Here is a 23,581-nt window from a genome sequence, read left to right as displayed (position 1 = left end):
TTCTGCATCCTGCCCGATCCATCGGACAGGCCGCGCCTTTCGGCAAGCGCGTTTCGCCACGGGGCATCGCCCGTGTACGCTGGCCACCCTTTCCTACACGCCGCTTTTGTGCTCCAAATGTTCCAATGCCCTGCCGCCATTTTCCCCTTCGGTTCACGCCTGCCTTGCGGGTGGCATCCGCTTTTCGGGGGAGGGGCGGAATTTTTGCTCAGGACAGTGTCAACCTTGTCAACTTCGGCCGAAAACAGCCCGCCTGATGAGTGACATCACACTCCCGCCGGAGATCGAATCTTGGTTTGCCGGGCGCGGCTGGCGGGTGCGCGATCACCAGCTCGGCATGTTCCGCGCGGCGCGCAGCGGCAAGCATGCCTTGCTGGTGGCCGATACGGGCGCGGGCAAGACACTGGCGGGCTTCCTGCCCACTCTGGCCGATTTCGCGCCCTCCGCACTGGCGGGTGCCCCGGTGCCGGAAGGGTTGCACACGCTCTACGTCTCGCCGCTCAAGGCGCTGGCGCATGACGTGCAGCGCAATCTCCTCACCCCGGTGGAGGAGATGGGCCTGCCGCTCAAGATCGAGACGCGCAGCGGCGATACGCCGACCGACAGGAAGAAGCGCCAGCGCAGCCGTCCGCCGCATGTGCTGCTGACCACGCCGGAATCGCTCTCGCTGCTGCTCAGCTATGAGGACAGCTTTGAACTGTTCCGCACGGTGAAGCGCGTGGTGGTGGATGAAGTGCATGCCTTCGCCACCGGCAAGCGCGGCGACTTGCTGGCGCTGTGCCTCGCCCGGCTGCAGGCGATTGCCCCGGAAATGCAGCGCGTGGCGCTATCCGCCACGCTTGCGGACCCGGATGCCTTCAAGGGCTGGCTTGCCCCCTGGGGCGATCTGGACAGCGTGGAACTGGTGCAAGGAGAAGCAGGCGCGCCGCCCGAGGTGGAGATCCTGCTGCCCGAGGAAGAACGCGTGCCCTGGGGCGGCCATGCGGCTGTGTGGGCCGTGCCGCAACTGATCGACATCATTGCCCGCAATCGCACCACGCTGGTCTTCACCAACACGCGTTTCCTCGCCGAGTTTATTTTCCAGAAGCTGTGGGAGGCGAATGATGCCAACCTGCCCATCGGCATCCACCACGGGTCGCTCTCCAAAGAGGCCCGGCGCAAGGTGGAAGGGGCAATGGCGCGGGGCGATCTGCGTGCGCTGGTTTGCACCGCCAGCCTCGATCTGGGCGTGGACTGGGGCGATGTGGATTGTGTGATCCAGATGGGCGCGCCCAAAGGCTCGTCGCGTCTGTTGCAGCGTATCGGGCGGGCCAATCACCGGCTGGACCTTTCCAGTCGGGCGATCCTCGTGCCGGGCAATCGCTTCGAATTTCTGGAGGCCATGGCGGCGAAGGATGCCGTCGATCAGGGCCAGCGCGATGGCGACGCCTTCCGGGCGGGCGGGCTGGACGTGCTGGCCCAGCATGTGATGGCCTGCGCCTGTGCCGGGCCTTTCGACGAGGGGGAACTGCTGAGGGAAGTCCGCTCCAGCGCATCCTATGCCTGGCTGGGGGAGGAGGAATGGCGCCGCGTGCTGCATTTCGTGGCAACGGGCGGCTATGCGCTGGAAGCCTATGACAAGTTCCGCCGGATCGTGCGCGATCCGAAGGGAATGTGGCGGCTGACTCATCCTGAACATGCCCAGCGGCACCGGATGAATGCGGGCATCATCGTCGATGCCGAAATGCTCGACGTGCGGTTCCGCAATGGCCGCTCATTGGGGCGGGTGGAGGAATATTTCGCGTCCACGCTGTCTGCCGGGGATACTTTCACTTTCGCGGGCATGGCGCTGGAGGTGGAACAGCTCAAGGATATGGAACTGATCGTGCGCGCCGCGAAGAAGGCTGCGGCGATCCCTTCCTATATGGGCCAGCGCATGCCGCTCACCACGCATCTGGCGGATCGCGTGCAGGCCATGCTGGCTGATCGTACCGGTTGGGCGCGCTTCCCCGACGATGTACGTGAATGGCTGGAAATGCAGGACTGGCGCAGCGAGATGCCCGGCCCGGGCAAGTTGCTGGTAGAAAGCTTCCCGCATGAGAAGCTGCACTACTCGGTCTATTATACGTTCGAAGGGTGGAACGCGAACCAGTCGCTAGGGATGCTGATTACCCGGCGCATGGAAGAGCGGGGGCTTCAGCCGGGCGGCTTCGTGGCCAATGATTATTCACTGGGCGTCTGGGGCTTGAAACCGGTGAGGGACCATGCGCCGCTGCTTTCGCCGGACATTCTGGCGCATGAATTCGTGGACTGGGTGCAGGAATCCTATTTGCTACGCCGGGCCTTCCGTGAAGTGGCGGTGATTTCCGGACTGGTGGAACGGCAGCACCCCGGCAAGCGGAAGACGGGCAAGCAGGTAACCTTCTCGACCGACCTGATCTACGATGTGCTGCGAAAGTACGAGCCTGACCATGTGCTGATCGAAGCGGCCTGGGCCGATGCGCGGTCCCGCCTGACAGATGTCGGACGGCTGGCAGGGGTGCTGGAGCGGGCGCAGCACGAGCTTGTCCATGTTGAGCTTGATCGGGTCAGTCCCATGGCGGTTCCGGTGATGGTGATGATCGGGCGAGAAAGCCTGCCGCAGGGTTCGGTCGATGATGCACTGCTGATGGAGGCGGAACATCTGGCCGACGAAGCGATGCGAGGGGATGCGCCGGGCGATCCCCTCGATCCGGATGAAGTGGGACTGGGGGCCTAGTTCTGCTTCTCGAAGCTGCGATAGCGGTCATTGCCGACAAAGCCGAACTTGGTCGCACCCGACGCCTTGATGTCGCTCAGAACCCTTGCGGCAAGGTCATAACTGGCCTGGGCATCGGGTTCATATTGCAGTTCCGGCTCGGGATAGAGTTCCCTTGCCGCCTTGAGGCTGGCGCGCAGGCCTGCCCGGTCGGTCTGGGTTCCGTTCCACAGAATCGATCCGTCCGGAGTCAGGGCGATCTTGTTCTTTATGGGGTTGGGTTGGAGGGTGACGGGCTTGTCAGTGGGTGCGGGCAGATCGACATCCAGTGAATTGGTGGCGACGGGGATGGTGAAGATCAGCATCACCAGCAGCACCAGCATCACGTCAATCAGCGGTGTGGTGTTCATTTCGCCCAGAGGCAGCACCGCTTCTCTCGGACTTGCAAAAGCCATGTGTACCTCTCCCGTATCAGCATGAACTAGAAGGTAGGATATACCATCACATTCAATAGGCAATGCGCAGATGTACGGAGAGGCTGGAAGTGGCGGGAGCATGTCTCCTCGGTATGTCGAGCGGAGTTTGGGGTGCAGGCTGGCTGGAGCGCATTCCGGCCTGAGTCTTCCGGGCAAAGAAAAAGGGGCGGTTTGACCCGCCCCTCTATCATTTCAGCGCCGTGGCGCTTGTTCGGTTCAGTTCGCGACTGCGGCAGCGCCACCTTCGGCCTTGCCGAATACGCGATACTTCTCGTTACCGACGAAGCCGAACTTCGTGACCTTCGACGCCTTGATCAGGTTCAGCACCTTGGCCGAAAGATCGTAGCTGGCCATCGCTTCCGGTTCGAACTGAAGTTCAGGCTCAACCGTGTAGGTCAGCGATTCCTTCAGGTTCGAAATGAGACCCGCCTGGCTGATCGGCTGACCGTTCCAGAGGATTTCATTGTTCGGGGTCAGCACGATCTTGTTCTTGATCGGGTCGACCGGAGGCGTGTCCGTCGGAGGAGTGGGGCTCGGCAGGTCGATATCGACCGAATGAGTCGCCACAGGGATCGTAAAGATGAGCATGATGAGGAGCACGAGCATGACGTCGATCAACGGCGTCGTGTTCATTTCCATCATCGGCGAGCCATCATCTTTGCCGCCTGACATTGCCATGGGAAATTACTCCTGCGCTTTCTCTCAACCCGCGTTCGGATCGACAGGGTTGGAGATGAAGCCGACGGTCGGGTAACCGGCCGCCTGGACGTTGTAGATCGCGCCGGCCACACAGCGCCAGGGCGCATTGATGTCGCCACGGATGTGAACCTGCGGGATCTTTTCCGGATCGTTGCGGATCGCTTCGATGCCGCCTTCGCGCTGCACGATCGAATCCAGACGTTCAAATGCCTGGTCGTACAGTTCCTGGGAGGTGACCGGAGTGATGTTGTTGAAGTAGACGCGGCATTCGCCGGCGCGCTGGGCGCCTTCGAAGCCGGGATCGCCAGCGCTGCGGCCGGCAGCATCGGTGGTGCTCACGGTCAGCAGCAGGTTCTCGACCTTGTCTTTAGATTCGACCGATTCGAAAACCGGAATCTGAAGCTTCTCGATCGTCTGCATGGCGACCGGGACCGCGATGAGGAAGATGATCAGGAGCACCAGCATCACGTCCACAAGGGGCGTGGTGTTGATGTCCGACATCGGCCTTTCGTCGCCGCCACCGCCTGTCGAAATGGCCATGGTACTATCCTACTCTCAATCTGCGCCTTGGAAGGGCGGGGCGGGCGGCCCGCATGCCGGAGCCCGCCCCACTCAATCGGATCCGGTGCCCTTAGGCCTTCGGAGCGGCAGCGGCAGGAGCAGCCGGCTTGGCCGGAGCAGCCTTGACCGGAGCGACCGACGGCTTCACCGCGCCCTTGGACGTGATGTTGGCGAGGATGTCGGTCGAGAAACCGCTCATCAGTTCGCCGATGCGCTTGTTGCGAGCCTGCAGCCAGTTGTAGGCAAGCACGGCGGGAACGGCCACGAGCAGACCGATGGCGGTCATGATCAGGGCTTCACCGACCGGACCGGCGACCTTGTCGATCGAGGCCGAACCGGCGAGACCGATGGCGATCAGCGCGCGGTAAATACCGATAACGGTACCGAGCAGACCGACGAACGGAGCGGTAGCACCGACGGTGGCGAGGAAGGGAAGGCCGCTGGCGAGCTTCGAATTGATCGCAGCTTCCGAACGGGCGAGCGAACCGTGGAGCCAGTCGTGGGCTTCCAGCGAGTCGGTCATCTTGTTGTGCTGTTCTTCAGCGGCGAGGCCGTCTTCGACCAGCTGGCGCCATGCGCCGTTCTTGTTCAGCTTGGCAGCGCCGTCCTTGATCGACGGGGCCTGCCAGAACTTGGTGCGCACGTCCTTCAGTTCGCTGAAGATCTTGCGCTGTTCGAGCAGCTTGGTGATCAGGATGTAGAACGAGCCCACAGACATGATCACGAGCACGGTGAAGATGGAGTAGGCGATAACACCGCCCTGTTGGAGCGCTTCCCAAAAGCCGAAGTGGTTCTTGGGAGCCGCTTCAGCGGCTGCAGCCAGAAATTCGATAAGCATGCGGGTAGTCCTCTCTAAAAAAATCGCGATGGATCAAACCGGGCGCCCTGCCGGAGCGGCCCCATGGCCACTCGCGGCTGCGCCCCCAAATCAGTTCAGCTTGTAGACAATGCGCGTGGACCAGCTGCCCGTCGTCGGGTGGCCGGCATCGTCAAGCGCCGGGTCGAAGCGCGCATAACGCTGCATACCGTCGCAAGCTGCCTCGTCCAGGATGTCCGAGCCGCTCGAGCTCGAGACACGGCAGGCCGAAACCTTGCCTTCCGCGTCAACGGTCACAGACACGCCCACAGTACCTTCCGTGTTCGAACGGATGGCGCGGGGGGGATAGCTGTCCATGATCCGCTGCTGCCAACGCTGCTGGCCCTTGGCTTGTGCAGCCTTGGCCTTCGACACCGCTGGCGGAGGCGCCGGAGGTGCCGGCGGCGCAGGACGCGCAATCGGGATCACCGGTGCCGGCGGCGGAGGACGATCCACCACGGTAACCGGCGGCGGAGCGACATTGACATTGATCGGAGGAGGCGGCGCCACGATTGGCGGCGGCGGTGCCTCATCCGGCGGGGGCGGCGGCGGTTCTTCAGTCTTTTCCGGTTCGGGCTCGTCGATATCGACCGTCGTAACGCGCTCGATGATCTTCTTGGTCGCCGAATAGGCGAGACCAGTCACAAGAGCATACCCGACCAGCAAGTGAACCAGCCCCACAATGATGATAGCGACAATCTTGTTGCCGCTCATTGTTTGATCAGCGTAGGCCATTCAATCGCATCACTCCATTTCCGTCGCCCGGCAAGCCGGGCTTGTACCAGCCAAGGGGAATCGCACCCTGACAGGTAACGCCAACAATTGTCCACCCTGTCGGCCAAGCCGGTGCCCACCGGGGATTCCGAACGACCCGGCAGGGCCCTGCCCCGGAGCTCTTGTTTTTCTTGTCCCGCCCCGGTTTCCGGGGGGTGTTTAGCGACGATGGCAGGGTGGAGCAATCGCTTTATCGGTTAACCGCCAATTCAGCACTTCCGGGCTTGAGTGGGGCTGTCTATGGGAAAGGCGCTCCCCAGATAGCGGGGTCAATGTCCGGCAAGGGAACCGCATGAAAAGCAGAGAAATTCGCGCTTCCGGCAAGTTGATCGCCTCAGCGGCGGCTGCATTGTCGCTTTTGGCAGGGCAACCGGCTGCAGCCGCAGATCAGCCAGCGACACCAATGGTTTCGCCGCTGACTTACGCGGATATCGTGGACCTTGCGGACAGCGCCACGATGGTGGTCAAGGCACGGATTCGCACGCAGCGGCCGCTTGGGCCGGAGCAGTCTCCGGGCCTGCGTCCGGGCACTGTCAGGCTGCTGGTGCAGGCAGATACAGAAGCACTAATTTCGGGCCGTTCCGCCATTGGCGAATCGCTGCGCTATCTGGTCGACGTGCCGCTGGACGCAAAAGGAAAGGCGCCCAAGCTCAAGAAGCAGAGCTTCCTGATCTTCGCTTTTCCGGTGCCGGGTGTCCCGGGTGATCTGCAACTGATCGACGTCGATTCCCAATTCCCAACCGAACCGGTGCTCGAAGCGCGCATTCGCGAAGTGCTGGGCCAGTTGGCATCGTCCGATGCGCCCCCCATCGTGACGGGCGTGGGCGAGGCACTTGCCGTGCAGGGGAACCTTTCCGGCGAATCGGAAACCCAGGTTTTCCTTGTGACCAAGAACGGCGCGCCCGTTTCACTCAATGTCGTGCGGCGGCCGAATATGGAACCGGAGTGGGGCGTTTCGTGGACCGAGCTGGTCGATCAGTCGGCCCAGCCACCGCAGGAAGGCTCGCTGGAATGGTATCGCCTGGCGTGTTTCCTGCCGCCCGAACTGCCCTATGACGCGATCCTTTCGCGCGATGGGCAATCGCGGGCGCTGGCAGCGGGGGACTATCGCTATGTCCTCGAAAAACTGGGGCGTTGTTCACGAACAAGGGGCGGCCCGCCCGTATTCCCCAACCCCCGCTGATTGCCCGATCCGTCAGCGGGGCAAGCCGGGGCTGGCCTTTCCGCCCCGGCTGCACTAACGCGCGCGGCGATATTGCTTGGTGCCTTTCCGGCGCCGCCTGACTTGCGCCAAACGAGGAAGTATTATGGCTGATCCGCTCCGCATTGCACTTGCCGGCCTGGGCACGGTGGGCGCTGGCGTTATCCGCCTGATCGAAGCCAATGGCGATGTGATCGCGCGGCGTGCAGGCCGTCCGGTGGAAATCGTGGCGGTCAGCGCGCGCGATCGCACGAAGGATCGTGGCGTCGACCTGTCGCGCTTCGCGTGGGAAGATGACATGACCGCCATGGCCGCTCGCGCGGACGTGGATGTGGTGGTGGAACTGGTTGGCGGGTCCGATGGCCCGGCGCTCACTCTGGCGCGCAATGCGCTGGGCGCGGGCAAATCGCTGGTCACCGCGAACAAGGCGATGATCGCGCATCATGGCCTGGCGCTGGCGGAGCTGGCTGAAAAGGCGGATGTGGCGCTGAAGTTCGAAGCTGCGGTTGCCGGCGGCGTGCCGGTGATCAAGGGCCTGCGCGAAGGCGCGGCGGCCAACACGATCGAGCGCGTTTACGGCATCCTCAACGGCACCTGTAATTACATCCTCTCCACGATGGAGGCGACCGGGCGCGACTTTGGCGATGTGCTGAAGGAAGCGCAGGAACTGGGCTATGCGGAAGCCGACCCGACCTTCGACATCGAAGGCATCGATGCTTCGCACAAGCTGTCGATCCTTGCGGCAATCGCTTTCGGTGCGAAGATCGATTTTCCCTCCGTGGAAACCGAAGGCATTTCGCGCCTGCGCGCAGCCGACATCGAACAGGCCGCCGCGCTTGGTTTCGTCATCCGCCTGATCGGCATTGCCGACACGGAAGCCGGTGCCAATGGCGAGGAAACCTTGTTCCAGCGGGTTTGCCCCTATCTGGTTCCGGTCGATCATCCGCTCGCGCGGGTGAACGGGCCGACCAACGCGGTAGTGGTGGAAGGCAATTTCGCCGGCCGCCTGCTGTTCCAGGGTGCCGGTGCGGGTGACGGGCCGACTGCCAGTGCGGTGGTTGCCGACATCATCGACATTGCGCGCGGCGATGTGGGCGCGCCTTTCTCCGTTCCCTCGGGCGAGCTGGCGCCGATGCCGCGTGCCGATGCCGGGCACCGCGTGGCGCGCGACTATCTGCGCTTCATGGTGGCCGACCGTCCGGGCGTGCTGGCCGAAATCGCCACCGCCATGCGCGATGCGGGCGTTTCCATCGAAAGCCTGATCCAGAAGGGTCGTCAGGACGAAGGCGGTGAAGTGATGGTTTCCATCGTCACCCATGAAGGGCCGGAAGCCAATGTCGACCGGGCGCTGGAACTGCTCGAAGGCTCGCCGAGCCTGACCGAACCGCCGCTAGTGCTGCAATTGCTGGATAATTGATTGGTCAGGTCAGGTGTGGCCGTGCGCACAGCGCGCCCGGCACTGCGTCCACTGATCAGTCTGCTTTCTTCTCGCCCTTCGCGATCTTGTCCGCATCGGAACCTTCGGGCGCGTCAGGCAGCAGCTTGAAGTCGATCATATAGGCCGGATCGGGCGTCCCGCCGAGCGAGATGCCCTTGCCCTTGAAGATACCGTCGCCCGCCACGTCCGGCGCGCGGGGCAGGCCGTCATTCGTGGCGTCTTTGGAATTTGGGTCCAGTTCGCTGGTGGATTTCACCCGGAACTGGGAATCGTCCACCTTGCGGGCGCAGACTACGATCTCGCTATCGCTTTGCTGTTCGGCGGGTTTGGAACAATTGCGCCTGGGCGGCGGCGGGCCGTACATTTCCTTGGCGTTCTGGACCGCCTCTTCCGCTGAGACATTGCTGCGCTGCGCGGCCAGCGGCGACAGCGGCAGCGCGGCCATCAGGCACAACAATGCGCATTGTCTCAACATCGCCGGTATTTCCCCGCCAAGATTTTCCGATCAGGCCCTTCCGCCCGGGAAGCCTTGCGGCAAGGCTCTTCGGACGGTGCAGCTTGATCCCGCCTGAATGGCGCGGCTGCGGCAACTTGGCAATTGCCTGGCACCTGTCACCGTGGATACGCAATGGCAGGCAAGAGCACGCACTCGACAAGCCCCGGGCCGCTCGCCTATCGGGGGCTCCGAAGTGAAGGGAGTTTCGATGCCCAAAGCCAGCCAGGTGCTCGACCGCGTGCTCGTCCTCGAGATGGTACGGGTCACGGAAGCCGCTGCCATCGCCGCCTCGCAGCTCGTGGGCCGGGGAGACGAGAAAGCGGCAGATCACGCCGCGGTCGAAGCGATGCGCAAGGCGTTCGACGATCTCTATATCGACGGCACCGTGGTGATCGGCGAGGGTGAGCGCGACGAGGCGCCGATGCTCTATATTGGCGAGAAGGTCGGTGGAGCGCCCGGCAAGGGCCCCCGGATCGACATCGCGCTCGATCCGCTGGAAGGCACCACGATCACCGCCAAGGCCGGGCCGAATGCGCTGGCCGTGCTGGCGGCGGCGGAAGAGGGCTGCCTGCTCAACGCGCCTGACGTCTATATGGAAAAGCTGGCCATCGGTCCGGGCTATCCCGAAGACCTCGTCAGCCTCGAGAAGACACCCACACAGAATATCGAGGCGCTGGCTGCCGCCAAGGGCGTGAAGCCGCACGAGATCATCGCCTGCGTGCTTGACCGGCCGCGCCATGCGGATCTGATCGAGGAATTGCGCGGGCTTGGCTGCGGTATTCAGCTGATCCCCGATGGCGATGTGGCGGGCGTGATCGCAGTGACCGATCCTGACACTACCATCGACATCTATATGGGTTCCGGCGGCGCGCCTGAAGGCGTGTTGGCCGCTGCCGCCCTGCGCTGCGTGGGCGGACAGTTCAATGGCCGCCTGATTTTCCGCAACGAGGCAGAACGTTCGCGCGCGCGCAAATGGGGCATCGAAGATCTCGACCGGATCTACAAATTGCGCGATCTGGCCAAGGGAGATTGCATCTTCGCCGCCACCGGCGTGACCGACGGTTCGCTGCTCAGCGGTGTGAAACGTCTCAAGGGCGGCAAGATGACCACTGAAAGCGTAGTGATGCGCGCCAGTTCCGGCACGGTCCGGTGGGTGCGGGGCGAGCATCGTACTGCGTGATCGGCAAGGCGGCGCATGACGGGAAGCGCACGGCCTTGCGGGGATTTCCGGCAACGGGGCGCAGGCTTTCAACAGCACAGCCCTGCTGCAGGTTGCAATCGTGTGACGCTTGGCTAGAGCCGGGCGCAGTGATTCCCGCCGCGAGAACAGGGGCCCCCAAGCGATGAAGATCATGGCCGGCAATTCGAACCTGCCGCTCGCGCGTTCAATCGCGGCCTATCTCGAAATGCCGTTGACCGATGCCTCGGTCCGTCGTTTCGCGGATGAGGAAATCTTCGTAGAGATTTACGACAATGTGCGCGGCGAAGACGTGTTCGTCCTGCAGTCGACGTCTTATCCGGCGAACGACAATCTGATGGAGCTGCTGATCTGCATCGATGCGCTCAAGCGTGCATCGGCCAAGCGGATCACAGCGGTGGTGCCCTATTTCGGTTATGCCCGCCAGGATCGGAAGCCCGGCCCACGCACGCCGATTTCGGCCAAGCTGGTGGCGAATCTCATCACCCAGGCCGGTGCGAGCCGCGTCCTTTCGGTGGATCTCCATGCCGGGCAGATCCAGGGCTTCTTCGATATTCCCACCGATAACCTCTATGCCGCGCCCGTGATGGCGGCCGATATTCAGGCCCGTTACGGCGATGCGGATCTGATGGTCGTCTCGCCCGACGTGGGCGGTGTGGTGCGCGCGCGCGCACTGGCCAAACGGCTCGACAATGCGCCGCTGGCCATCGTCGACAAGCGCCGTGAGCGGCCGGGCGAATCCGAAGTGATGAACATCATCGGTGACGTGAAGGGCCGCGCCTGCATCCTGATCGACGACATCGTCGATTCCGGCGGCACCCTTTGCAACGCGGCGCAGGCGCTGCTCGATGCCGGGGCGAAGAGCGTGGCGGCCTATATCACCCATGGGGTGCTCTCGGGTGGAGCCGTGGCACGGGTGAACAATTCCGCGCTGAAGGAACTGGTCATCACCGACACCATCCTGCCGACCGACGCGGCGCAGGAATCGCAGAGCATCCGCATCCTGCCGATTGCTCCGCTGATCGGTGAAGCTGTGCGCCGTATTGCCGATGAAAGTTCGGTTTCCAGCCTGTTTGACTGACATGCCCGCCTGCCTGTGCAGGATAGTGGCGGCCACGGCTGCAATCGCAGGGCCGCTTGCCCTCGCATCGGCTGCCTGTGCGGCAGAGGATGCAGGCATTCCGGTCTATCAGCCGCCAGCCGGTTCCAATCAGGTGCTGGAAGCGCCGATAGAGGCCGCACCTGGCCATTCGCTGATCGTGGGCGATCTGGTGATGGCGGCTGGCGGCACCATTCCGCGCCATCGCCATTTGGGCGAGGAGTTTCTCTACGTCATTGGCGGTTCGGCCACCGTCTCGCGCGAGGGGGAGGCGGATGTGACGCTTTCTGCCGGGCAGGCGATCCGGATCGCGCCGGGCACAGTGCATTGGGGCAAAGCCGGCCCGGAAGGCGTGCGCGCGGTTTCTTCCTGGGTCGCGGTCGACGGCCATCCCTTGCGTGAGGCAGTCCCAGAATGAAGCTCGATACTGAAATCGCCCTGGCGCTCCGCCTTGCCGATGCGGCCCGCGCCGCGATCCGCCCGCATTTCCGCGAGGAAGTGCATAGCGAGGCCAAGGAAGATGCCACGCCCGTATCGCTGGCCGATCGCGAGGCGGAACAGGTCATGCGCCGTATTCTCGAAGCGGAAGTTCCGGCCGACGGGGTGCATGGCGAGGAATATGGCATCAGCCTGGGCACCTCCGGCCGCCAGTGGGTGCTCGATCCGATTGACGGGACTACGGCCTTTCTGGCCGGGCGCCCGATCTTCGGCACGCTGATCGCCCTGCTGGTGGACGGCTTCCCGGTGCTGGGCGTGATCGACCAGCCGATCCTCGGCGAACGCTGGCTGGGTGCGGCCGGGCGCCAGACCACCTTCAACGGCAAAGCGGCGCATACTCGCACCTGTCGCGACCTGGCGCAGGCGACGCTGGCCACAACCGGCCCGCAATATTTCAACGACCACGAAGGCGAGCATTTCATGGCGCTGGCCGCCAAGACCGCGCATCGCCGGATGGTGATGGGCGGGGACTGCTACAATTACGCGATGCTTGCCTCTGGCCATCTCGACATCGTTTGCGAAGCCGGGCTGAAACTGCATGATTATGCCGCGCTTGTCCCGGTGGTCGAAGGCGCGGGCGGGACAATGTGCGACTGGAACGGCGATCCACTCCACTCCGGATCGGAAGGTCACGTGCTCGCTCTGGGCGATCCGGCAAGGCTGGAAGACGTGGTAGAGGCGCTGGCCTGCACTCACTAGCCTGCACTCGCCGGGAGGCGGGGCGGACAAGTCCCCTCTCGCCGGGTCAAACCGGATTGGACGCATCCCCAGTTGCCGCCATCAGGCAGCCCTCTATCGGGACGACGCCTTCGCAAGACGGAGGCGTGTTACAGGGGGTTTTCATGAAGTATCTTTTCCTGGCGGCAGTTCTTTCCTGCGGTCTGGCCCAACCTGCCTTCGCGCAGGAAGAAGGCAATGGGAACGACAAGGCCGGCTTCCGCCTTGAAGCGCGTGCCACGCTTGAAACGCCGACCGTCAGCAGCATCGCTGAGGAAAACGACGTCTACAAGCTGGGCACGGCCATGGCCTATGGTGGCGAAGTGGGTTTCGACATCGCGGTGAGCGATACGGTCGTCGTGGGGCCTTACGGCAATTACGAAGTCTCCACGGTCGAGAATTGCAGCGGTGCGGATTGCGTGAGCGCCACCGACAATTACGCATTCGGCCTGCATGCCGGCGTCAATGTTGGTGAAAGCGGCATGATCTATGCCAAGGTCGGCTACGCCAGCCTCGGGCTCGAAGCGACCGTGGTCGGCGTTACCGTATCCGAACGCGGCGACGGTGTGGAAGGCGCGATCGGTTACGAACAGGGCTTTGGTCGCAATTTCTACGGCCGCATCGAATTGGGTTATGCCGACAATGGCGACATTTTCGGCATCAATTTCCAGCGCCGTCATGCCGGCATTTCGGCCGGCGTCCGCTTCTGAGCGGATGCCGACAAGGCAGCGTTGAAACAGGGGCAGGCATCGCCGCAGCCGCATGGCCGGGGGGCATGACGGCGGGTGTGGCAGGGCCTGCCCCAATCTGGAACTTGCATTTTGGGGCCATCACGCTAAAGGCGCGCCCTTCAAAGACACGTGATCGCGTAAAAGTGATTCTGGGTCCGCCTGGCTGAAAGGGCTGCCAGGGCTGACCGATGTGTCTCGAACAAGGAGACGAAAATGCCCAAACTGAAGACCAAGAGCGGTGTGAAGAAGCGCTTCAAGCTCACCGCAACCGGCAAGGTGAAGCACGGCGTTGCCGGCAAGCGCCACCGCCTTATCAGCCATAACGGCAAGTATATCCGCCAGAACCGCGGGACCGACGTGATCTCCGACGCAGATGCGAAGGTGATCAAGAAGTGGGCGCCCTACGGGCTGAACTGAGGAGTACTAGCCAATGTCCCGTATTAAACGCGGCGTTACCACGCGCGCAAAGCACAAGCGGATTCTGGACGCGGCCAAGGGCTATCGCGGCCGCCGCAAGAACACCATCCGCGTTGCCCGTCAGGCAGTCGAAAAGGCCGGCCAGTACGCTTATCGCGACCGTAAGGTTAAGAAGCGCAACTTCCGTGCCCTGTGGATCCAGCGCATCAATGCAGCTGTTCGCGCAGAAGGCCTGACCTATTCGCAGTTCATCCACGGCGCCAAGCTGGCCGGCATCGAGCTGGACCGCAAGGTGATGGCCGATCTGGCGATGAACGAAGGCGCTGCCTTCACCGCGATCATCGCTCAGGCGAAGAAGGCCCTTCCGGCCTGAAGCATGGCCAGCCGGATTTCGGTTGGTATGAACAAGCCGTTAGCCAGCTTCCTTCTGGAAGCGTAGACGGCCAGTAAAGATACGGGCGTGAAACGGTCATATTCCGTTTCACGCCCGTTTTCGTGTAAACAGCGGGCAGGGAACAGGCGCCAAACCGGCGGGTCGCAACTTGGGGGTCGTAATGGAGTGCCAGATCGACGTGCGCTTTTACCCGGCGCCGGCTGACCTTCAGGGCTGTTTTTCGTCCTTCTACAGCGCCAGCTTCGTTGTTGCCGACGGCGAGCGGGTAAACGATCTGCTGCAGCCCGAATGGGCCAATCTGCGCTTCTTCAAGGGTGACCGGCCGGATGCCGGGATGATTGGCGGGGATATGCTCCGCGGCGCGCGGCTTACCGCGACCGGCCCCAGTTCGCTGCCCGCCCATTTCGAGCTTGGCACCACCCGCATGTGGGGTGTCGGCCTGTTTCCGCTGGGCTGGGCGAAATTCTGCCACGGTCCTGCTACCGATCTGGCAAATCGGGTAGTGGACGGGGAACAGCATCCGGCCTTCGCCAATTTCCGCGATCTGACCGAAGAATTGTGCCGGGAAGGCACGGAAGAGCAGGAAGAGCTGGAGCAGATCATCGCCTGCTTCCGCGCCATGGACCGCGAAGTGCCCGATCAGGAGCGGATCATTGCCACCCATGCGGCGATGGTCGATTCCGCCGTTGCCACCGTCGCTGACTTTGCCGACCACACCGGACTTGGGCGTCGAACGCTGGAGCGGCTGTGCCACCGCTATTTCGGCTTCTCGCCCAAGCTGCTGCTGCGCCGCCAGCGCTTCATGCGCAGCCTTGCCCAGTTCATGCTGGAAAATGCCACGAACTGGAGCGAGGCGATGGATGCGCATTATCACGATCAGGCACAGTTCGTGCGGGAATTCCGCTCGTTCATGGGGATGAGTCCCGGCGAATATGCCACGCGGGAACATCCCATCCTCGGGGCCTTCATGAAGCACCGGGCGAAGGTGTGGGGCGCTGCGGCGCAAACGCTCGACCGGCCCGACCAGTCGCTGGGCGTTCAGGTCTCACCTGCCAGCGGTTGCGCTGAAGGCTGACATTCCAGCCAGCCCGCACCGGGCTTTCCAAGGCCTCTCCACCATTGCCAGCACCGGGCGGGCGCCCTAGAGGCGTCTCGCAATCGCAGGACCGGACGGGAATGGGCGAAGTGGATACTCTCGAAGGCGCCGCACTGGCGCGGATCGACGCGGCGGAAGATCTCGCTGCGCTTGAAGCGCTGCGGGTCGAATATCTGGGCAAGCAGGGCAGCATTTCGGGCCTGCTGAAGACGCTGGGCGGCATGTCGCCCGAAGAACGCCAGACGCAGGGTCCGAAGATCCACGCCCTGCGCGAAAAGGTGCAGACCGCCCTTGCCACTCGCAAGGAGGCGCTGGAAGGCGCCGCGCTGGAAGCCCAGCTCGCGGCAGAAACGCTGGACCTTTCCCTGCCCGCGCCTGACGCGCCCAAGGGCTCTGTGCACCCGGTTAGCCAGGTGATGGACGAACTGGCGGAAATCTTCGCCGACATGGGTTTTGCCGTCGCGACCGGGCCTGAGATCGAGGACGACTGGTACAATTTCACCGCGCTCAACATGCCGGAAAGCCACCCGGCGCGCGCGATGCACGATACGTTCTACTTCCCGGATTCTGCGCCCAAGGGCGGCCGGATGCTGCTGCGCACGCATACCAGCCCGGTTCAGGTCCGCACCATGATGGCCGAAGGCACCCCCGTGCGCATCATCGCGCCGGGCCGCGTCTATCGTTCGGATTCCGACGCCACTCACACGCCGATGTTCCATCAGGTGGAAGGTCTGGTGATCGACAAGGGCATTCACCTGGGCCACCTCAAGTGGACGCTGGAGACCTTCCTCAAGGCCTTCTTCGAGCGTGACGACATCGTGCTGCGTCTGCGCCCCTCCTACTTCCCCTTCACCGAACCTTCGGTGGAAGTGGACGTGGGCTTCGCTATCGAAAACGGACGCCGCGTGCTCGGCGGCAGCGGCGACGAGGCGGGCCACGGTTGGATGGAACTGCTGGGCAGCGGCATGGTCAATCGCAAGGTGATCGAAATGTCGGGGCACGATCCCGACCAGTGGCAGGGCTTCGCCTTCGGCGTGGGCGTGGATCGCCTCGCCATGCTGAAATACGGCATGGACGATCTGCGCGCCTTCTTTGACGGCGATGTGCGCTGGCTGAAGCATTACGGCTTCTCCGCCTTCGATCAGCCGACCCTTTCCGCCGGTGTGGGAGCACGCGCATGAAGTTCTCTCTCTCCTGGTTGAAGGAATATCTGGATACCGATGCGGATGCGGCGGCCATTTCGGCCAAGCTCAACGCCATCGGGATCGAAGTTGAAGGCATCGAAGACCCGGCCGAGAGGCTGGCGGGCTTCATTGTGGCCAAGGTGCTGACGGCAAAGCCGCACCCCGATGCGGACAAGCTGCAGGTGCTCACCGTCGATACGGGCCAGGTGGCAAAGGGGGGCGATCCGCTGCAGGTTGTCTGCGGCGCGCCCAATGCCCGTGCGGGCCTTGTCGGCGTGCTCGGCACCCCCGGCGCCAGCGTACCAGCCAACGGCATGGTGCTGCGCAAGAGCGCGATCCGCGGCGTCGAATCCAACGGCATGATGTGTTCCACCCGGGAGCTGGAACTGGGCGACGATCATGACGGCATCATCGAACTGCCCGAAGGCGCGCCCATCGGCACCAGCTTTGCCGATTATCGCGGCGAAGGCCCGGTATTCGACGTGGCGATCACGCCCAACCGGCCGGACTGCATGGGCGTCTACGGCGTCGCGCGCGATCTTGCCGCAGCGGGCCTAGGCACGCTGAAGCCGCTCACCATCGAAAAGACCGCAGGCAGCTTCCCCTGCCCGGTGGACATCCGCACCGACGATCCGGAAGGCTGCCCGGCCTTTTATGGCCGAGTGATCCGCAGCGTGACAAACGGCCCGTCACCCGAATGGCTGCAGGCTGCCCTGCGCAGTGCGGGCCAGCGCCCGATCAGCGCGCTGGTGGACATCACCAATTTCCTGATGCTCGGCTTTGGCCGCCCGGCCCATGCTTATGATCTGGCCAAGCTCAACGGCGCGGTCGTGGCGCGGCGGGCGAAGGAGGGCGAACAGGTCCTCGCGCTGAACGAGAAGACCTATACGCTCGACGCGGATATGACCGTGATCGCCGACGATGCCGGGGTACACGACATTGCCGGGATCATGGGCGGCGAACATTCGGGCGTTTCCGAAGGCACTAAAGATGTGCTGCTCGAAATCGCCTATTTCGAGCCTGAGCGGATCGGCATGACCGGCCGCCGTCTGGGCCTTGCTTCCGATGCCCGCACCCGGTTCGAACGCGGGGTGGACCCGGCGTTCTTGGACGACGGGCTGCAACTGCTGACGTCGCTGATCCTGCAGATCTGCGGCGGCGAAGCCTCCGAAGTGGTCCGCGCGGGCAGCCCGCCGAGCCAGCAGAAGGTCGTCAGCTACGATCCGGCTCTGGCCGAGCAGCTGGGCGGGGTTGCCGTTCCGGAAGCAGAGCAGAAGGCGATCCTCGCCGCGCTGGATTTCGGCGTTTCGGCCGATTGGAACGTCACGGTCCCGCTGCGCCGCCACGATGTGGAAGGCGCGCCCGACATCGTCGAGGAAGTGGTCCGCATCCATGGCATCGACAAGGTTGGCAGCGTCGCCCTGCCGCGTGTGGATGGGGTCGCCCAGCCGACCGCGACGCCGGCCCAGAAGCTGGAGCGCCGCCTGCGCCGCGCCGCTGCCGCGCGCGGGCTGAACGAAGCCGTGACCTGGAGCTTCCTGCCCGTGCCCGATGCGGAGCATTTCGCGGACGGGAATGGAGGCCTGTGGATTCTCGACAATCCGATCAGCGAAGACATGAAGGCCATGCGCCCGGCGCTGATCCCCGGCCTGTTGTCTGCCGCCAAACGTAATCTCGATCGCGGCGCCAAGGGCGTTCGCCTGTTCGAGATCGGCCGCCGCTATCTGCGCGGCGAAGGCGGGACGAGCGACGAGCGCCTGACGCTCGGCGTGGTGCTGGCGGGCGAAAAGGTTCCCAGCGGCTGGAGCACGGGCAAGGCCCAGCTGTTCGATGCATTCGATGCCAAGGGCGAAGTGCTGGCCCTGCTGGCGGAAGCTGGCGCGCCGGTGGACAAGCTGCAGGTGATGGGCGAGGCGGGCAGCCAGTTCCATCCCGGCCAGTCCGCAACCCTGCGCCTTGGCCCTAAGGTGGTTCTGGCCCGCTTCGGCGCGCTGCACCCCAGGACGCTGGCAGCTTTCGACGTGGATGGCCCGGTGATGGCCGCGGAAATCTATCTCGAAGCCATTCCGGAGAAGAAGGGCGGCGCCAGCTTTGCCCGCACGGCCTATTCGCCGCCCGCCTTGCAGGCTGTGACGCGCGACTTCGCCTTCCTGATGGATGCGGCCAAGCCCGCCGGCGATCTGCTGCGAGCCGTGAAGGGCGCGGACAAGGCGAATATCGTCGATGCCCGCATCTTCGACGATTTCCGCGGCGCAGGCGTGCCGGAAGGCAAGAAGTCCCTGGCGGTGGAAGTCATCCTCCAGCCGGGCGAGAAGAGCTATACCGACGAAGAGCTGAAGGCGATTGCCGAACGCGTCGTCGCTGCGGCTGTGAAGATGGGGGCGGAACTGCGGGGCTGATCCCGCGGGGATGTCAGGGCCGGCGGCCTTTCAGGCCGCCGCCTGCCGCTACCACGCCGATCCAGTCGCCGGGTCCATCGGTTCGCCATAGGCCGGTTCGCGCGAGGAATAGGGGTCTTCCCGGCGATAGGCGGGGCTGCCCTGCGCTTCTTCGCGATAGGCCTTGTCTATATTTTCTCGATTGCGGGCATGTTCCTGCTCCACGGCCTTGTCGAGATTCTCCTGCATCTTGGGCATGGTGGCAAAGGCGGCCATCATCATCTTGCCCTGGATTGCGGCCATGTCGAAATCACGCTTCTCCAGCTTGGAGCCGAGTTGTTCCGCCATGGCGGAACGGTAAAAGTCCACGACGGTGGGATTTTCTTCCAGCCCCTTCGCCACCTGATCGTGGCGGCCGCCGGCGGGCGGTTCGATAGTGATCGCAATGCGGGTTTCCTGCGGCCCCACTTCTGTAAGCTCGGCCACGAAGGTCAGCAGACCGCTTCCCTGCCGGTCGACCAGAAACCAGCTGATCCTTGTGTCGCTTTCGCGCTTCACCAGGGCACTGGCGGCTTCGGCAGGGAAGAATTCCATCGGCGGCTGGGTGGCCAGCAAGGTCTGGCGCACATCGCGGATCGCCAGCGGATAGCTTTTGCCTGAAGGGAACAGGCCGCAGGCCGCCAGCAGGATTGCCGTTGCCAGCGTGATGATCGCGCGTTTCATCTCACCAGTTCCCCTGCGTATCGTCCATTGGCTGACCGTAGGATCGGTCATAGCCTTCCTGATTGGCGCGCGTATTTTCCGCCTCGCGCAACTGCTGCGACCGGCGCGAATCATAACCCGGCTTGTCGTCGATCCCGAAGCGGGCGCTACCGCTTTCCAGCCCGGCGCGCTGCACCTTGCAGGGGCCGTCATTGGCACTGCTGCGCTGGCCGTCTGGAATGCGCATCACATCGTAAGGGCGCTTTTCCATCGCCGCGTCGATCAGTTCCTGCACTGCCGGGCGCAGCGGCTGGTGCACGGCAGGGCGGGGGTAAAACTGGCTGCCGTCATACATCTCGCCGCCCTTGGCCTCGGCCGGGACTTCGATCTGGGCGCGGGTGCCCTCGCCTTCCGCAGTCAGCCGCACGGTGAAGCGCAGAACTTCGCGCCCGCTGCTGGAAACACGCCAGGTGATCGCATCGTCCTTCGGGCTGTCGGCAGCGAAGTGGATCAGGATGCCGCATTGGCGGGCAGAGCGGAATCCATCCACATCCGCCTTCTTCAGCCGCTGCAAAGCCTCGGCCAGCGGCACTGCATAGACGCCGGGTTCCGCTCCGCCGCAGCCCGCCAGCATGGATGCCATCGCGATTGAGAATGCCAGTCTGCGCATGATGTCCCCTTTTCACGCCGGGCTTTACCGCTCGTGCGTTAACCCGGCGTAATCGGGCTGCTTACGGGAAATATGGACGCGGGCGCGCCCTGCGGCTAACCGCGCGGCCATGGCTCAAGCGACCCCATCCAACCGCCGCACTTTCGCGATCATTTCCCACCCGGACGCCGGTAAGACGACGCTGACGGAAAAGCTGCTGCTGCAGGGCGGCGCGATCCACCTTGCGGGCGAGGTCAAGGCACGCGGTGCGGCCCGGCGCGCCCGGTCGGACTGGATGAAGATCGAACAGCAGCGCGGCATCTCGGTCACCAGCTCGGTGATGACCTTCGAGAAGGACGGGATCACCTTCAACCTGCTGGACACGCCGGGGCACGAGGACTTTTCCGAAGATACCTATCGCACGCTGACGGCGGTCGATTCCGCTATCATGGTGATCGACGCGGCCAAGGGTATCGAACCGCAGACGCGCAAGCTGTTCGAGGTCTGCCGTTTGCGCAGCGTGCCGATCATCACCTTCATCAACAAGGTGGACCGCGAAGGGCGCCCCTGTTTCGAACTGCTGGACGAAGTGGCAGACATGCTGGCGCTGGACGTATCCCCGCAGGCATGGCCCATCGGCATGGGCGGGCTGTTCGAAGGGATTTTCGATTTCGCCACCAACACCGCCAGCCGCCCGGAAGGGGACAGCCGCGAATTTCTGGGCAAGCGGGATGCCGATCCTTCCCTGCCGGAAGACGTGGCGGAGGAAATGGAACTGGCGCGCGGAATCTATCCCGAATTCGACCTCGAGGCCTATCGCAATGGCGACCTTACCCCGGTCTATTTCGGATCGGCCTTGAAGAATTTCGGCGTTGCCGAACTGATCGACGCCATTGCCCGCTTCGCTCCGCCGCCGCGCCCGCAACCGGCGGAAGGTGGCACGATTGCGCCCGACAAGGACGAAGTGACCGGGTTCATCTTCAAGGTGCAGGCCAATATGGACCCGCAGCACCGTGACCGGATCGCCTTCATGCGCATGGTATCCGGCACTTTCAAGCGGGGCATGAAGCTCACCCCGTCGGGCCTTGGCAAGCCGATTGCCGTCCATTCGCCCATCCTGTTCTTCGCGCAGGATCGCGAGATTGCCGACACGGCCGAGGCGGGGGACATCATCGGCATTCCCAATCACGGCACCCTGCGCGTGGGCGATACGCTGTCGGAAAAGAACGATGTGCGCTTCACCGGCCTGCCGAACTTCGCGCCGGAAATCCTGCGCCGCATCGCCTTGAAAGACCCGACCAAGACCAAGCAGCTGCGCAAGGCGCTGGACGATCTTTCGGAAGAAGGCGTGATCCAGGTGTTCTATCCCGAGATCGGCAGCCAGTGGATTGTCGGCGTGGTCGGCCAGCTTCAGCTCGATGTGCTCGTTTCCCGGCTGGAGGCGGAATACAAGGTCGAGGCACGGCTCGAACCCTCGCCTTTCGACACCGCACGGTGGCTGAAAGGCACCGACGAGGCACTGAGGGGGTTTGAACAGTTCAACCGCTCCAACCTGGCGCGCGACCGCGATGGCGACATGGTGTTCCTCGCCAAATCCGTGTGGGATGTGAATTATCAGCAGGAAAAGAATCCCGAGCTGAAGTTCGGCGCGACCAAGGAGCGGTAAGGCTGCCCAGCGGCCTGCCGTGCGATTCAACCAGCTTCGGGCGGCACAAGGGAAACTACTCCGGTCCCCGCTTGCCGCCCCGCGGGTGACTGCTTACCACTCGCCCCATGGCAGAGTTCTTCGAAGCGCTCACCCCCGCCCATGCCGCGATGATAGAGCGGCAACCGATGTTCTTCGTCGCCACGGCGGCAAAGGACGGGCGGATCAATCTCAGCCCCAAGGGCTACGATGCCTTCCGCATCCTTTCGCCCAGCCGCGTGGCCTATCTCGACCTTGGCGGCTCGGGGAACGAGACCAATGCCCATCTGCTGGAAGATGGACGCATCACGCTGATGTTCTGCAATTTCCAGCAGCCCGCGCTGATCCTGCGCATTTATGGGCAGGGTCGCCCGGTGGTGCCGTGGGACCGGGACTGGGAGGAACTCGCCGCCCATTTCACCCTGATGCCCGGCACACGGCAGATTTTCGACATCGAAGTGGAAAGCGTCCAGACCAGTTGCGGCTATGGCGTGCCGATCATGAACCTGGAGCGGGAACGGCCGACCCTGCTCAAGGTCCATGCCAAGGCCGATCCGGTGGAATGGGCAGGCAAGCACAAGACCCGCCGCACCAGTATCGACGGCCTGCCAGTGCGCACGACCGACCGCTATATCGCGGGCGATCCTTCGACCATCCCGCAGGACTGACCCGCTTGGAAATCCGCTTCGCCAGTTACAACATCCACAAGGCCGTGGGCACGGATGGGCGCCGCGACCCGGATCGCATCCTGTCCGTGCTGCATGAAGTGAATGCGGACATCGTCGCGCTACAGGAAGTTGACCGCCGCTTCGGCCGCCGGGCCTCCGTTCTGCCGCGCGCGCTGGTGGAGGAACAGGGCTATGCCATCGCCCATCTCGCCATGCGGCCCGACAGCATGGGCTGGCACGGCAATGCCGTGCTGGTGCGCCGCCATTTCGAAGTGCTGGGCACCCATGCGGTGCACCTGCCCACGCTGGAGCCGCGCGGGGCGGTGCGGGCGGAACTTGCGCATGAAGGGCGCCGGTTGCGCGTGGTGGGCATGCATCTGGACCTTTCGGGCATTCGCCGCCGTGACCAGATTCGCGCGGTAACGGGCGATCTGGCCGCCTGCGAGGAAGATTGCCCCGCCGTGATGCTGGGCGATTTCAACGAATGGTCCCTGCGCGGGGGCAGCATCCGCGAATTCGGCCAAGGCTGGCAACCGCTCGCCCCGGGGCGCAGCTTCCCCAGCCGCCAGCCGCTCGCCCCGCTGGACCGCATCGTCTTTTCGCAAGGCTGGGACGTGCTGGACCACGGCGTCCACCACAGCGCATTGGCCACGGCGGCATCGGACCACCTGCCGATCTGGGCGGTGGCGCGGCTGGGCGGGGCCGGGAAATAGGATTTTCAGGCATTGGCAGCATGCGGGCGCTTGCCTTCGGGCCTGCCGCGCACTTGCACGAAGATGTCCCCATCATTGACTGCCAGCGTAGCGAATGACTGCCTAAAAAACAGGCAACTGCACAAGATTCGGGCGTGCCCATCGGCTTAAGCTGCGGGAAAGAATCGTAAATCAGTCATTAATTCCCGGAATCCCGCATTTGGCACGCTGCTTGCAGCCCCCTCCTCAGCCGGGGA

General features: G+C 63.7%; 24 protein-coding genes. 16 read left to right on the top strand and 8 right to left on the bottom strand.

Features of this window, described 5'->3' with window-relative positions:
• Positions 1–256 precede the first annotated feature (256 nt).
• On the top strand, positions 257–2,737 hold the full coding sequence (locus tag SZ64_RS13195; RefSeq protein WP_054531254.1) for a ligase-associated DNA damage response DEXH box helicase: 2,481 nt from the start codon (positions 257–259) through the stop codon (positions 2,735–2,737).
• On the opposite strand, the gene SZ64_RS13190 is transcribed toward SZ64_RS13195, so the two are convergent.
• The 5 genes from SZ64_RS13190 to SZ64_RS13170 form a co-directional block, all read right to left on the bottom strand.
• The gene (locus SZ64_RS13190; protein ID WP_054531253.1) at positions 2,734–3,171 is read right to left on the bottom strand and encodes a biopolymer transporter ExbD; all 438 of its coding nucleotides are present in this window, start codon (positions 3,169–3,171) and stop codon (positions 2,734–2,736) included. The two genes, SZ64_RS13195 and SZ64_RS13190, sit on opposite strands and share 4 nt — an antisense overlap.
• A gap of 237 nt (positions 3,172–3,408) precedes the next feature.
• Positions 3,409–3,870: a biopolymer transporter ExbD gene (locus SZ64_RS13185; RefSeq protein ID WP_054531252.1), complete on the bottom strand. Its 462-nt coding sequence runs from the start codon at positions 3,868–3,870 to the stop codon at positions 3,409–3,411.
• A gap of 24 nt (positions 3,871–3,894) precedes the next feature.
• Positions 3,895–4,431 (bottom strand): biopolymer transporter ExbD, encoded by a 537-nt coding sequence (locus SZ64_RS13180; RefSeq protein ID WP_193391525.1) that lies wholly within the window; start codon positions 4,429–4,431, stop codon positions 3,895–3,897.
• Between the two features lie 91 nt (positions 4,432–4,522).
• Positions 4,523–5,290, bottom strand: a complete 768-nt coding sequence (locus SZ64_RS13175; protein WP_054531251.1) for a MotA/TolQ/ExbB proton channel family protein — start codon at positions 5,288–5,290, stop codon at positions 4,523–4,525.
• 90 nt (positions 5,291–5,380) lie between these two features.
• Positions 5,381–6,022, bottom strand: coding sequence for an energy transducer TonB (locus SZ64_RS13170; protein ID WP_241773039.1), 642 nt, complete (start codon positions 6,020–6,022; stop codon positions 5,381–5,383).
• 463 nt (positions 6,023–6,485) lie between these two features.
• Between SZ64_RS13170 and SZ64_RS13165 the strand changes: the two genes are divergently transcribed.
• Both SZ64_RS13165 and SZ64_RS13160 read left to right on the top strand, forming a co-directional pair.
• A complete protein-coding gene (locus SZ64_RS13165) occupies positions 6,486–7,265 on the top strand; it encodes a hypothetical protein (RefSeq protein ID WP_241773038.1) in 780 nt (259 codons plus the stop codon).
• Positions 7,266–7,389: 124 nt separating this feature from the next.
• Positions 7,390–8,700, top strand: coding sequence for a homoserine dehydrogenase (locus tag SZ64_RS13160; protein WP_054531248.1), 1,311 nt, complete (start codon positions 7,390–7,392; stop codon positions 8,698–8,700).
• Positions 8,701–8,755: 55 nt separating this feature from the next.
• On the opposite strand, the gene SZ64_RS13155 is transcribed toward SZ64_RS13160, so the two are convergent.
• Positions 8,756–9,166 (bottom strand): hypothetical protein, encoded by a 411-nt coding sequence (locus tag SZ64_RS13155; protein ID WP_241773037.1) that lies wholly within the window; start codon positions 9,164–9,166, stop codon positions 8,756–8,758.
• Positions 9,167–9,425: 259 nt separating this feature from the next.
• Here SZ64_RS13155 and glpX point away from each other — a divergent pair, with 259 nt between their 5' ends.
• The 10 genes from glpX (at position 9,426) to pheT (ending at position 18,950) form a co-directional block, all read left to right on the top strand.
• On the top strand, positions 9,426–10,397 hold the full coding sequence (gene glpX / locus SZ64_RS13150) for a class II fructose-bisphosphatase (protein WP_054531247.1): 972 nt from the start codon (positions 9,426–9,428) through the stop codon (positions 10,395–10,397).
• A 163-nt stretch (positions 10,398–10,560) separates the two neighbouring features.
• A complete protein-coding gene (locus tag SZ64_RS13145) occupies positions 10,561–11,496 on the top strand; it encodes a ribose-phosphate pyrophosphokinase (RefSeq protein ID WP_054531246.1) in 936 nt (311 codons plus the stop codon).
• Positions 11,497–11,521: 25 nt separating this feature from the next.
• Positions 11,522–11,932, top strand: coding sequence for a cupin domain-containing protein (locus tag SZ64_RS13140; protein WP_162225119.1), 411 nt, complete (start codon positions 11,522–11,524; stop codon positions 11,930–11,932).
• Positions 11,929–12,711 (top strand): inositol monophosphatase family protein, encoded by a 783-nt coding sequence (locus tag SZ64_RS13135; RefSeq protein ID WP_054531244.1) that lies wholly within the window; start codon positions 11,929–11,931, stop codon positions 12,709–12,711. Before SZ64_RS13140 ends, SZ64_RS13135 begins: the two co-directional genes overlap by 4 nt.
• Positions 12,712–12,854: 143 nt before the next feature.
• Positions 12,855–13,439 carry an outer membrane beta-barrel protein gene (locus tag SZ64_RS13130; RefSeq protein WP_054531243.1) on the top strand — a complete coding sequence of 195 codons (585 nt, stop codon included), beginning with the start codon at positions 12,855–12,857 and terminating at the stop codon, positions 13,437–13,439.
• A gap of 234 nt (positions 13,440–13,673) precedes the next feature.
• On the top strand, positions 13,674–13,877 hold the full coding sequence (gene rpmI, locus SZ64_RS13125; protein WP_054531242.1) for a 50S ribosomal protein L35: 204 nt from the start codon (positions 13,674–13,676) through the stop codon (positions 13,875–13,877).
• Positions 13,878–13,890: 13 nt separating this feature from the next.
• Complete coding sequence (rplT, locus tag SZ64_RS13120; RefSeq protein ID WP_054531241.1) at positions 13,891–14,250, top strand: 50S ribosomal protein L20; 360 nt, start codon at positions 13,891–13,893, stop codon at positions 14,248–14,250.
• Positions 14,251–14,431: 181 nt separating this feature from the next.
• Positions 14,432–15,346: a helix-turn-helix domain-containing protein gene (locus SZ64_RS13115; protein WP_054531240.1), complete on the top strand. Its 915-nt coding sequence runs from the start codon at positions 14,432–14,434 to the stop codon at positions 15,344–15,346.
• A gap of 101 nt (positions 15,347–15,447) precedes the next feature.
• A complete protein-coding gene (gene pheS, locus SZ64_RS13110) occupies positions 15,448–16,548 on the top strand; it encodes a phenylalanine--tRNA ligase subunit alpha (protein WP_054531239.1) in 1,101 nt (366 codons plus the stop codon).
• Positions 16,545–18,950, top strand: coding sequence for a phenylalanine--tRNA ligase subunit beta (gene pheT, locus SZ64_RS13105; RefSeq protein ID WP_054531238.1), 2,406 nt, complete (start codon positions 16,545–16,547; stop codon positions 18,948–18,950). The genes pheS and pheT overlap by 4 nt, the downstream gene beginning before the upstream one ends.
• 48 nt (positions 18,951–18,998) lie before the next feature.
• Here the strand turns inward: pheT and SZ64_RS13100 are convergent, their stop codons facing one another.
• Positions 18,999–19,652 (bottom strand): hypothetical protein, encoded by a 654-nt coding sequence (locus SZ64_RS13100; protein ID WP_054531237.1) that lies wholly within the window; start codon positions 19,650–19,652, stop codon positions 18,999–19,001.
• Position 19,653: 1 nt separating this feature from the next.
• Positions 19,654–20,301: a hypothetical protein gene (locus SZ64_RS13095; RefSeq protein WP_156313642.1), complete on the bottom strand. Its 648-nt coding sequence runs from the start codon at positions 20,299–20,301 to the stop codon at positions 19,654–19,656.
• 109 nt (positions 20,302–20,410) lie between these two features.
• On the opposite strand from SZ64_RS13095, the gene SZ64_RS13090 reads away from it, so the two are divergent.
• The 3 genes from SZ64_RS13090 to SZ64_RS13080 all read left to right on the top strand — a co-directional run bounded on the left by SZ64_RS13090 (position 20,411) and on the right by SZ64_RS13080 (position 23,345).
• Positions 20,411–21,946 (top strand): peptide chain release factor 3, encoded by a 1,536-nt coding sequence (locus SZ64_RS13090; protein ID WP_054531235.1) that lies wholly within the window; start codon positions 20,411–20,413, stop codon positions 21,944–21,946.
• Between the two features lie 107 nt (positions 21,947–22,053).
• The gene (locus SZ64_RS13085; RefSeq protein ID WP_054531234.1) at positions 22,054–22,632 is read left to right on the top strand and encodes a pyridoxamine 5'-phosphate oxidase family protein; all 579 of its coding nucleotides are present in this window, start codon (positions 22,054–22,056) and stop codon (positions 22,630–22,632) included.
• A 5-nt stretch (positions 22,633–22,637) separates the two neighbouring features.
• A complete protein-coding gene (locus SZ64_RS13080; protein WP_054531233.1) occupies positions 22,638–23,345 on the top strand; it encodes an endonuclease/exonuclease/phosphatase family protein in 708 nt (235 codons plus the stop codon).
• Positions 23,346–23,581: the final 236 nt, after the last annotated feature.

Origin of the sequence: Erythrobacter sp. SG61-1L (assembly GCF_001305965.1) — a bacterium.
Taxonomy (GTDB): domain Bacteria; phylum Pseudomonadota; class Alphaproteobacteria; order Sphingomonadales; family Sphingomonadaceae; genus Andeanibacterium.
Note: the sequence above shows the minus strand (reverse complement) of the source record. Positions and strands in the feature narration are given on the sequence as shown.